At 63.7% G+C, this 8,318-nt stretch carries 4 protein-coding genes; all 4 read right to left on the reverse strand.

Translation table 11 applies throughout. The annotated features are described in order from the left end of the window. Window positions 1-16 precede the first annotated feature (16 nt). The gene (locus tag VFW45_03465; GenBank protein ID HEU5179824.1) at window positions 17-4,894 is read right to left on the reverse strand and encodes a MopE-related protein; all 4,878 of its coding nucleotides are present in this window, start codon (window positions 4,892-4,894) and stop codon (window positions 17-19) included. A gap of 130 nt (window positions 4,895-5,024) precedes the next feature. Beyond that, the gene (locus VFW45_03470; GenBank protein ID HEU5179825.1) at window positions 5,025-5,957 is read right to left on the reverse strand and encodes a TerC family protein; all 933 of its coding nucleotides are present in this window, start codon (window positions 5,955-5,957) and stop codon (window positions 5,025-5,027) included. After that, window positions 5,954-6,859 carry a hypothetical protein gene (locus VFW45_03475; protein ID HEU5179826.1) on the reverse strand — a complete coding sequence of 302 codons (906 nt, stop codon included), beginning with the start codon at window positions 6,857-6,859 and terminating at the stop codon, window positions 5,954-5,956. The genes VFW45_03470 and VFW45_03475 overlap by 4 nt, the downstream gene beginning before the upstream one ends. Window positions 6,860-7,009: 150 nt before the next feature. Next, window positions 7,010-8,318: RDD family protein (locus tag VFW45_03480; protein ID HEU5179827.1), on the reverse strand; the 1,309-nt coding region annotated here is incomplete at its 5' end.

Genomic DNA, 8,318 nt, shown 5'->3' on the forward strand with positions numbered 1-8,318 from the left:
CTCAAGGTCCGTCCGGTCAGAACCCGCAGGCGGCGAAGCGGGTCGGAGCGACTCGGATGGTAAGGCGCCAGTTGCCGGAGCCGCAGCTCGCCATCAGATCGACCGTCTCGCATGCATCGGTCTGCTCCGGCAGCACGCCGATCTGCCGTCCCCCGAGCGTGCGCTCGGGGCACCAGCTGTGCGCATCGAAACAATTGCTTCCGTAGGCATTCTCGTAGGAACCGGTGTCGGGCGCGCTCCAGGCGCTGTTCCCTGCCCGGGTCCAGCGGCTCCAGGTTCCGGAGGAGGCCGACCCGCCACCCGCGGCCAGAGAGAGGTAGCTGTTCTTATAGAAGTCGGCCCTCTGGGCACAAATCTGGAAATCCGCGACCCCCGAAACGGCCAGCGACAGGTAGAGATAGTCGCCCGCGCCGGCAGAAATCGAAGAAAAGAACGTGGTCAGACTTGCATCGGCGATGTCGTCGCCCAGCGTATCGTTGAACGAAAAGACCTGCGCGGCACACCCGGAGGCCGCCTGGCAATCGGGATCCGCGCAATCGATGAATCCATCACCATCGTTGTCGGCGGAGTCCGCGCACAGGGCTTCGGGAACGACGAAGCCGGACCGCTCCTGGCCATCGGATCTCAGGCCCCAGCTGCCGAGATGCAGCGCGGTGGGACGCACGAGATAGAAGAATGCCACTCCGACGGGCGGGGAAGAAGCATCGATCCAGGATGAAGCGCTCGTCGCCCTCGAGAAAGCGAACGGGCTTGCCGCCGGGAAAGGGCGGCTGGAGCGTTGCACTTCATAGGCGGTCGCTCCGCTCTGCGGAGGCCAGGAGAACTGCGTGGCACTGCTGAAGCCGGCGATGCCTGAAATCTCGTCGATCATTCCATACCCGAAGTTCGACGGGCACTGGTTGTCCTCTCCGTCGTTGATCTCGGGCGAGTTGGGATAAAGCGTGGTCACGGCATCGTTGCAGTCTCCCTGACACTCCGAGAAGCTGTCGCCGTCATCGTCCCCCTCGTTGGTTCCCGAGAGGCCGGGCCATCCCGGAGCGGAGCAGTTGTTGTTGACCCCGTCGCAGATCTGGGGCGCTCCCGGGTAGACGGCATTGCTGGCATCGTTGCAATCACCGGTGCACTCGCTCAACCCGTCCGCGTCATCATCGGACTCATTGGTCCCGGCGAGGGAGGGCCAGCCGGGCCAGGCGCAGTTGTTGTTGAGCCCGTCGCAAAACTGCGTCGCCCCCTGGTAGACGGCGGCGTGGGCGTCATCGCAATCTCCCGAGCATTCGCTCACGCTATCCCCATCGTCATCGCCTTCGTTCGTGCCGGCGATGTCGGGATAAGTCGGCGAGGAGCAGTCGTTGTTGATGCCGTCACATGCTTGCGGGGCTCCCGGGTAGACGATTGCGGAGGCATCATTGCAGTCTCCGGCGCACTCGGAGAACGAGTCCTGATCGTCATCCCGCTCGTTGGTTCCCGCGAGACCTGGCCAGCCCGGTGCATTGCAATTGTTGTTCAGCCCGTCGCAGATCTGGCTCGCCCCCGGATAGACCGCGCCGTTGGTGTCCAGACAATCGAAACAATTGCTGAAGCCGTCGCCGTCGCCATCCGGCAGCCCCTCGTCGGTCGAGCCGTCGCAATCGTCGTCGACCCCGTTGCACAGCTCGGCAACTCCGGGGTGGACGGCGGGATTGGAATCGTTGCAATCCCCGCCGCAGGCGCTGAAGAAGCCGTCTCCATCCGCATCGGCACTCTCATCGATCGGCCCGTCACAGTCGTTGTCCAGCCCGTCGCACAGCTCCGGAGCGCCGGGATGAACGGTCGGCCTCGTATCGTCGCAATCGCCCTCGCAGACGGAGAATCCGTCTCCGTCAGGATCGGGCGCCCCGAAACGGGCGCCGTCCTGATAGGCGAGCCAGAACGTCCCTCCCCCCCAGATCAGCATCCAGTCTCCCGTCCAGACGGCGGAATGAAAGGCGCGAGGCAGGGGCGCGCCGGTGAGGGGGATCGAAGTCCACTGGTCCAGCAACGGATCGTAGACTCCGCCACTGGCAAGAAAAGTTGTCGGGTCAGAGCCGACGAAGCACTGCCCCGCCGCGGCGACGTCGTGATACCAGCGTCCTCCCCAGACGATCATGCGCGATCCCGTCCAGATCGCCGAGTGGGAGGTTCGGCGATTGGGGGCGCCGATCGTGGAAGTCGTGCTCCAGGTGTTGGCAATCGGATCGTAGACCCCGCCCGTATTCAGATCGTTGCTGCATTCGGGATAGACGCGAGGTTCATCGTCATTTCCTCCCCAGACGATCATCCGGGATCCTGTCCAGACGGCGGTGTGCTCCGAGCGGCCCACGCCAAAGGTCGCGGTCGGCGACCATGTATCCGTCCCGGGGTCATAACGGCCCCCGGTGTTGAGTACCGAAGTAGCTCCTGCTCCACCCCACACGATCATGCGTGAGCCGGTCCACACCGAGGTATGGCCGCTGCGCGCCTGCGGAGCGTTGACCATCGAAGTCGGCGTCCAGGTGTCCGAGAGAGGGTTGTAGCGGCCTCCGGTGCTGAACGGACCACTCACGTTCTCTCCGCCCCACACCACCATCGAGGACCCGGTCCAGACGCCTGTGTGACCGTAGCGTTCAGTGGGGGCATCGACCGGCGAGGTCGGTTCCCACGAATCGGCAACAGGGTCATAGAGCGCACCGTCGTTGTAGATGGTGGGCCAGAAGGAGAGGCCACCCCAAATCACCATGCGATTGCCGGTCCAGACCGCCGAATGGTAGTAACGAGGGCCGGGAGCCCCCGACAGAGAAGTGGGAGTCCAATCATCAATCATCGGGTCATAGACCCCGCCGGTATTCGAGACTCCTCCCCGCGGGCCTCCTCCCCAGATCACCATCTTGTTGCCGGTCCAGATCGCGGAATGGTATTTCCGCTGACCCGGCACATTTCCCGAGTTCGTGGGTGTCCATGAATCGGAAGCAAGGTTGTAGCGGCCCCCGCTGTTCTGCTGGTCACCTCCCCAAACCAGCATATCGACGCCCGTCCACACAGCTCGATGGGAGCCTCGGGGGAGGGGCGCATTGACGGTTGAAATCGGCACCCAGCTGTTGGATCCAGGAAAGTAACGGCCTCCCGTGCTCAAGGGGATTTGATTGCCCCATGAACGTCCGCCCCAGATAAGCATGCTGGAACCGATCCAGACCGCGGAGTGATCAAATCTTGCCTCGGGTGCCGAAGCGAGAGTGACGGCAGTCCATTGGTTCGAAACCGGATCGTATCGTCCCCCGGGGGCCGGGCCGCCGGTCGAGTCACCGCCCCAGACAATCATGAGATTTCCCGACCAGACCGCCGTGTGTGCCCTCCGGGCCGGCGGAGCGCCTGCCAGGGAGGTGGCAATCCATGTATCGGCAACGGGATCGTAAACTCCGCCATCGTTCGTGTAACCAGTAACTGAATAACCACCCCAGATGATCATCCTGCTTCCGGTCCATACCGCGGTATGAGAGCTGCGTGGGCTCGGAGCATTGGTAACCGACATCCCGGTCCAGGTGTTGGTTACCGGATCATACCGGCCGCCTGTGCTCAACCCATTCTGGTTATATCCTCCCCAGACGAGCATCCGGTTACCCGTCCAGACGGCCGTTGCGGCGGCGCGGGCTTCCGGCGCGGAGCTGGTCGTCATTGGGCTCCATTGGCCGGCGACAGGGTCGTAGGCCGCGCCTGTGTTGAGCTTGCCCTGGCCGCCGTCCCCGCCCCAGATGAGCATGCGGGATCCCGTCCATACCGCCACATGCCCCGCGCGCGGCGTGGGAGCGCCCGTCAGACTCGTCGGCACCCAGGTGTCGGTGGCCGGGTCATAGGCGTCGCCGGTGTTTCTCGGAGAGCCCGCCGTAACCGTGTCGTTGGGAGAGCCCGTGACCAGGCCTCCCCACACGATCATGCGGGATCCGGTCCACACCGCCGTAAAGCTCTCTCGAGCCACGAGAGCTCCACTGTTCAAGTGAGAAGCGTCCCAGACGTCGTCGGCAGGACAGACCGTTTCAGGATCCGGAACACTCGAGGATTCCAATGCAGCCGTTGGCACCTCACTCTCGTCCAGATCGCCCTCGACCTCCCTCCACCATGTCTCGCGCGATCGCTTCGGTACGGCGTACACCGCGATGTCGAGTCCGTCGATTCGCTCCTCACGTAGCACCAGGATGGTGAACCGGTCCTCTTCTTCCGAGATAGTCCCCACCTCGCCAACGCGGGACGGCAATCGCCGGCGCCAGTGGTGCAGCTCTTCTTCCGAGACCTTGAGCAGGCGCGATCCGACGCCCGAACTCTCCGAGACGCCCGGGCCTGAGCCGCTCTTCGGCTCGCTGTCTCCCACCCTGATTTCGATCAGGTCCGGGGCCGGTATGTCGGAGCGCGCGCCGCGCCCTGCTTCCAGCAGGCGCCGGATTTCCTCCGCACGGCGACGTTCTCCGGCATGGAAGCGCTGATCGGAGGCGTAAAAGCTTTCCAGCAGGCGACCGACCAGAACCGGTCGGGCAAGACATTCACGGATGAGGAGCCGATTGTGGCCGAGGGCGGAAAAAAGCTCGCTCAGCCGGGCGGGCATGCGGGTTGCCCGGCGCATCCGCTCGATTTCGGCATCCAGCATCTCGGCAGTGACCGGAGTGTTCCAGTATTTCTCCAAGGCAGCGGATTGCTTCTGTGCTGTGCGGACCTTCCGCTCGAGCAGCTCGGTGGACACCGCCTGGTCGAAGGGAAGCCTGGCCTCGGTTTGATGGGAGTAATAGAAGCGCTCGATGGCGCGCTGCGCTTCGACGCGATCACGGAACGTCAGCTCACGGGTTTGCGTGACTGCCGGGCTGATGAGGAGGGTGGCCAGAGCCGCCGCGGCGAGAAGATTGGATCGGTTCATCCTGTTCCCCGGGATGTCCTTTGGCCAAGGCCGTACAAGGCGGCTTCATTTTCGAGAGAGAAGACTGGTTTCTACGACCTAGATACGCTGAGATTCCTGACCTGTCAATCAATTTGTGGTGAGGAGTTGACTACCTGGTCTTCGATTTGACCAGGAGTGACACGATCACCGAACCGAAGAGGACGAGGGCGACGATGCCGAGGGACAATCCGATAGGAATCTGGTAGTGGCCGGCGATGAGCATCTTCAATCCGACGAAGGCGAGGACCAGGCCCAATCCGATCGGCAGGTAGTGGAAGCGGTTCATCATCCCCTGCAGGAGGAAGAACAGGGCGCGCAGCCCCAGCACGGCGAAGATGTTGGAAGTGTAGACGATGAAGGGGTCGTGGGTGATCCCGAAGATCGCCGGGATCGAGTCGACGGCGAAGACCACGTCGGTGGACTCCACCACCAGCAGGACGAGCAGCAGCGGGGTGGCGAAGCTCTTGCCGTCGATCTTCGTGAAGAACTTGCTCTCCTCGTAGTCCTTGGTCACCCTCAGGTACTTGCGCGCGAAGCGCAGCAGCAGGTTCATCTCCGGATCCACCTCGGTTTCCTTCTGGTAGATGATCCGGATGCCCGTGTAGAGCAGGAAGGCCCCGAAGACGTAGTCCAGCCAGTGGAACAGTCCCAGCAGCGTCGCGCCCGCCAGGATGAAGATGATGCGCATCAGCATCGCGCCGAGGATTCCCCAGAAGAGGACCCGGTGGCGCAGCTTCTCGGGCACCTTGAAGTAGGAAAAGATGATCAGGAAGACGAAGAGGTTGTCGACGCTGAGCGCCAGCTCGATCAGGTAGCCGGTGAAGAATTCCAGCCCCTTCTGCGGGCCCATGTAGTTGTAGATGCCGGCGTTGAAGACCAGGGCGAGGGAGATCCAGATGATGGAGGAAAGCCCGGCCTCCTTCATCGAGACCTTGCGTGCACCGCGGTGGAAGACTCCAAGGTCCACCACCAGGGCGATCAGGATGAAGACGGTATAGCCGATCCAGAGGATGGGCGTCCCGACGCTGGGGGCGTCGATCAAGACGCGGGGGCTTCCGTCGCCTGCGAGCCCAGCCGCGTGATGACGGCAAGCCCCAGGCCGAGAATCGAGAAGACCAGCCAGACCAGCTCGCCGACGATCGGGATGAACCGGATGATCGCCACCAGAGCGAAGCCGAGCATGACCGCCCCGAGGAGGGAGGATTGATCGTGCAGGATGCCGGTCTGCGAGCCCAGCTTCTTGCCGACCAGCAGGAGAATCGCCGTGGCGCCCATCAGCTCGATGATCTTGGCGCCGAGGCCGACCAGCACGGCGAGCGGAATGCCGATCAGGGTTATCGCCAGCACGATGGCCAGGACGATGACGGCGACGCAGGAGAGCAGGCCGAACCCGAGGGAGGCGGGCCAGCGGTCATCGAATGACTCCGACATCCGCTCGATGCGCTCCGGCACCAGCAGCGCGATGACCAGGACGATGAGGCCGGAAACCAGAAGCTCGATGAGGCGCAGCAGCACCAGCAGCCCGATGATCCCGCCTGAGACCGCCCTCTGGATGCCGCGCGGCAGCCTCGATCCGACGTCGACGATTTCGCCGTGGAATTTCGCGTCCGGCGAGCGCTCCAGCTTCCCGAGGACGTGCACCATCTCGCCGTTCACGGTTGCTTCGGGCCCGAAGTCGGCATCCGACAGGACGGAGACCACCTGCTCCGCCTCGCCGTTGAACTCGAGCTTGCCTCCCACGACCACGACCTCGCCTTCGACCGTCCCGTCGATCGTCACCTTGCCGCCGATGCAGACCACGTCCTCGTGGTGCACTTCCCCCTTGGCGACGCGCACGTCGCCGAAGATCGCCACGCCCGGCTCCTTGGCCAGGGTGGGAGCCGAAGCGAGCAGGAAGGAGGACGCCACCGTCAGGATCAGCGCGAGCGCTCGAGACTGTCTCATGGTTCGTCCTTTCAAAGGCGGACCCGCGAGCCCAGGATTGTACGTCCCGGACCGCGGGTGGTCAACGCATGCAGGAATAGAGGTTGGTCGGCTTGTTCCCCTCCCCACTGAGCGAGTAAACGAGAAGGAAGGGTCAGGAGTTCCCGATCGTCATGAGGGAAAGATCGCGGGGGCTGATTCCTCCGCCGGCAACATTGCGTCGGTGGTGGGGGCCCCGTCCGAAGGCTGGTCCCTGGCCAGGACGACAACGGTGCGCGCCGCCATGTCACCCACCCGCTGCCAGTTCTCGCTGAGCGCCGTAACCAGCAGGCCGACCATGAAGTTGAAGAAGCCGTCCACGACGCGCAGCAGGTTGCGCACAAGTCCACGCAGGAAGCCGCAGGGGCGGGAGTCCGAACCGATCACGCGGATGCCGAGGATCCACTTGCCCGGGGTGACCCCCCACCGACCTTCCATGAAGCTGAAGGCGAGCAGCCCGGCGACGATCCAGACGACCCCGAACAGGACGAGCTTCATCCCCATGCCCATGGTCGGACGGCTCAACATCGGGCTTGCCTGGAGGAGCCGCCAGAAGAGGGCGATGTTGCCTGCCAGCAATGGAGCCCCCAGGATGAAGGTGTCCACGACCTCGGAGAAAGCCCTTTTCCAGAGAGGTGCGAGCACCACAATCCGGCTCCCCAGCGCGATCTCCGGAATCCGCCAGCGCGACATCATCCCCGACAGGAGCAGGGCCAGGGCGATGGGGGCGGCGAGATATCCGAGACAGGCGAAAGCCAGCATCTTGAGGACTCTTGAAAACCTGTCCTCGGCTTCACTGCGGTAATAGCGCGGCCACCCGACAATCTCTCCGTTCCTCAGCTCCGTGACAGCGAGGCTTCCTCCCGCGAAAGCGGACAGCACGAAATGATGCGAGTCGTCGCCGGTTGGGACGATTCCAAGGGAAGCCTGCGATGTGTACAGCGGGATCGTGCGAATTCGTTTCCACGAGCCATCCACCCTCCGATATTCCTCCAGCGCGTCATCGAAGGTGTCCTGGCTCGGCAGGAACACCACAGGCTCACTCCCCAGACAAAGGGCGGACCAGCCGCCCGGCGCGGGCGCGACCGGATCCCACGAAGTCCAGTCACTGCCGTTTTCCGCAGGTAGACCTTTGCGATGATGGAGCACTTCGCCGAAGGGCATGAACAGCTGTATTTCGGCGCCGCACGAAAAGACCTGGATCGAGGAGACGAGCGAGAGGACGTCGTTCTCCGGTCCGAAGTGGATGAGCGGGCCGCGCTCCCATTGGCGCTCCCGCAGAACCGCCAGGCTCATGCCCCCGGGCCGCTCTTCCAGGACCGCCGGACGGCCGTCCAGCATGAAGGGATGGGAGATCTGGCCGAGGCGGGTGCCGACGTTGATGGCGGTCGGACGGTTGTCCTTGAAGTAACGGACGTCTTCGCTCGATATCACCCACAGC

It is taken from the genome of Candidatus Polarisedimenticolia bacterium (genome assembly GCA_035764505.1).
Classification (GTDB): domain Bacteria; phylum Acidobacteriota; class Polarisedimenticolia; order Gp22-AA2; family AA152; genus AA152.

Coding starts and splice junctions, on each gene's coding strand:
- VFW45_03465 (HEU5179824.1), bottom strand. CDS start 4,894: ATGAACCGATCCAATCTTCTCGCCGCGGCGGCTCTGGCCACCCTCCTC.
- VFW45_03475 (HEU5179826.1), bottom strand. CDS start 6,859: ATGAGACAGTCTCGAGCGCTCGCGCTGATCCTGACGGTGGCGTCCTCC.